Below are 3565 nucleotides of genomic sequence, written 5' to 3' on the forward strand. Positions count from 1 at the left end.
TGAGCATCTTGCTCGCTACATTGAGCATCTTGCTCGCTACATTGAGCATCTTGCTAATACCCAATTTAAATGCATGACAGCTTAGGTATCGCATACTACCAAATAACCCCAAAACCCATGGTGGGCAAACCAGCCAGGTTGAGTTAACACAAGTTAAGGGAATCAAGCCCTGTTAATGTTGATTTTTATAGTATAAGCCGAATTATCCCATAGTTTGACAAAAAAGTGGGTACGCATAAAATCCACCCCGATCGCCCAATTTTCCCACACCAATACCCACAGGTATAAAATAACAACCTGTAGGGGCGACCCGCTGAGCTTAATTAACACCACCCATCGGGTCGCCCTATGCTTAACCCTAACTCCCACCAACTTTGACCAATTCTAGTAGACACATCAATTAGGACAATCAAACTGTTGTTCCAGACGTTGCATGCAACGTCTCTACCATACGATGTGTCCTAACCGCTATAGCGGTTACTATAACCTGTAAACGAATTGCCTTGTAGTTTTCGGCAAGGGGACTGACAGAATTGTGCCATTCCTTGGTCTTTTTCTGGCATTTAAATTGGCAGATAAGGGGCATGTATTACGTCTGGTTTTTATTTAGAGTTGAAATCAAAGAGCAGTTTTGACCGCTCAGACATCCGTCAGTCTTCAGCTTGATTCCCCAACCTATTAAGACTTAAAGGGTTTGGCTCAACTGAGACTTAGATTGAAATAAAGTCAGCTCGAAAACCAATAGTTGAGGATAACGATAATGGCAGTTCAGAATTTTTTCACCCCCGATCTGAGTAGTCTCGTAGCAGGACAGGATTACGCCTCTGGTGAGTTGATTGTTAAATTCAAACCGGAGACTGAACCTACCGAAATTGAAGCATTGCTAGCGAGTCTGGGTGCGTCAGTCTTAGATAGTACGAAAACATTAGGTAGCCAGCTTTGGCAAATCAATGGAGTCAGCCTCCAAGAAGCGATAGATTTGCTGAGTTCTAATTCACAAATTGACTATGTAGAACCTAACTATACAATCTCTCTCAATAGCACGATCCCCAATGACTCCGGCTTCGATGAACTCTGGGGACTGAACAATACGGGTCAAACAGGGGGTACGCCTGACGCTGATATTGATGCTCCCGAAGCCTGGGATATTTCGACGGGAAATAATATTGTGGTTGGGGTGATTGATTCGGGGGTAGATTACACCCACCCAGACTTGAATGACAATATGTGGACGAACCCAGGAGAAACTCCCGGAGATGGCATTGATAATGATGGCAATGGCTATGTCGATGATTATTATGGTTGGGATTTTTTCAATAATGATAGTGACCCCTTTGATGATGATGGTCACGGCACTCATGTAGCCGGAACAATTGCGGCTGAAGCCAATAATGGTATTGGGGTGAGTGGTGTTAGTTGGTCGTCCCAGATTATGGCTCTTAAGATATTCGGTCTTAATGAGACAGAAGGTAAAACAGAAGCTGCTGATGCCTTCAAAATAAGTAAGGCAATAGAATACGCCACAATGATGGGCGCTCACCTGACTAACAATAGCTGGGGAGGAGGTGGTTTTTCTCAGCTTATTTATGATGCGATCGCGGCGGCTGGACAAGCCGGAAAGTTATTTGTTGCGTCTGCTGGTAATGGAGGTTCAGATTACATCGGTGACGATAATGATTTGAGTCCTCATTATCCATCCAGCTATAACTTGGACAATATTATCAGTGTGGCAGCGACAGACCATAACGATCAATTAGGGAATTTTTCTAACTACGGAGCCACCTCTGTGGATTTAGCCGCACCAGGGGTAGGGATTCTCAGTACCGTTCCTGGGGGTGGATACGAAGCTTGGGAGGGGACTTCTATGGCAGCTCCCCATGTCTCAGGTGTTGCTAGTCTGATTTTGGCTCAAAACCCCAATTTGACGGCTTTAGAGGTCAAGGAACAAATCCTACAATCCGTTGATCCGATTTCAGGCTTACAAGGAAAAACGGTAACGGGTGGGCGGCTCAATGCTCACAAGGCACTGACTAACGGGACAACTCCTCCAGTAACTCCTCCAGTAACTCCTCCAGTAACTCCTCCATCACCTCCCCCAGTAACTCCCCCAGCAACCAATTTTACCGGGGATGACTTTGACCCTACTATTGACAATAGTCAGTGGTTAAACATCAGTGGTGGAGTCGCTGCTAACAACTTTGGCGGAAGTGGTAATTCCTTATTTTTCAGTGATGATTCTACTCGTAGTGCTATCACGACGGGTGCAAATCTTTCTCAGAGTAGTTTTAATTTTCTCCGCTTTGACCTGATTTTTGGTGATGGCTTCAATGGTGGCGAAAATGCTGATGCTGGGGAAGATGTGGTGTTGGAGTATTCTATCGATGGTGGTACGAATTGGACGCACCTGAGAACCTATGACACTGAATTCTACACGGATTGGACACCTGTGACTGAAGTGATTCCCCTGTTTGCTCAAACCAATAACACTAGCTTCCGGTGGCGACAGTTAGAGCATAGTGGTGCAGGCTACGATGAATGGGCTTTGGATAATGTGGAAATTACCCAAAATTTATTTGATTTTGGTATCTTTGCTCAAGGTGATACGGGGAGTTTCAGTCATTCTAGTCTCCCAGAAACTCTAGAGGGTGAAATCGAGGTTGGTTTTGATCGAATTGATGATTTCATTGTCGCCGATGCTGGTAATAATACAGTGGCTGGCGGTTTAGGAAATGATTTGATTTATGGCAAAGAGGGGGACGATATTCTCCGGGGTGACTCGAATCAGCGTTCCTCTGGCGGTGCGATCGGCGGTGATGATATTATTTATGGTGGCACAGGGAATGACCGGATTGGCGGTAAGGGGGGTAATGACCAACTCTATGGCGAAGAGGGGGATGACAAAATTTGGGGTGATCATGGTGATGACCTGTTATGGGGAGGTCTTGGTAATGATAAGCTCATCGGTGGCAAGGGTCATGATACTTTTGTCTTAACCTTGGGTCAAGGCGTTGATACGATTCAGGATTTTCAGGGGGTTGAGGATGTTATTGGTTTGGCAGGTAATCTGACATTTGAGCAGTTGTCTATTACTCAAACTGGCAAGAATACTCAGATTGATTTTAATGATGATACGCTGGCGATTTTGACTGGAGTGAATGCTAGTACGCTGACTGCTGATGTTTTTGCTGTGGTCTAATGTCTTTGAGTGGCGGATGCAAGGCAACTATAGCGGTGATTTCAAACGTGCATTAGCTTTCGTTTAAAGACGACTCTATCAGAGTGCGATCGCGCCAACTTTATTCTGGCTCTTTCCTCCATTCTCTGGCGCAAAACGACATGACATCCTGTTGGTTTGATGGGAATAATTTTGATAGGACGGGTGGATAGTTTACAGCGCTTTTCAAGTATAGCACTACGAGGATACGTTAGGACATTTATCTGTTGCCTGTTGCCTGTTGCCTGTTGCCTTTTCACCTAATTTTATTGTCCTAACCTCAATGCGTAGCGCTATAAGTGAGGTACACAGACAGATCCCCGATTTCTTGAAGAAGTCGGGGATCTTGCT

General features: G+C 45.0%; 1 protein-coding gene. It reads left to right on the top strand.

Going from position 1 to position 3565, the window contains the following annotated elements; all coding sequences use genetic code 11:
* Nucleotides 1-760 precede the first annotated feature (760 nt).
* Nucleotides 761-3196: a S8 family serine peptidase gene (locus ACLFWI_RS28445; protein WP_446415725.1), complete on the top strand. Its 2436-nt coding sequence runs from the start codon at nt 761-763 to the stop codon at nt 3194-3196.
* The last annotated feature ends 369 nt before the right edge of the window (nt 3197-3565 follow it).

It is taken from the genome of Coleofasciculus sp. (assembly GCF_046539235.1).
Classification (GTDB): domain Bacteria; phylum Cyanobacteriota; class Cyanobacteriia; order Cyanobacteriales; family Coleofasciculaceae; genus Coleofasciculus.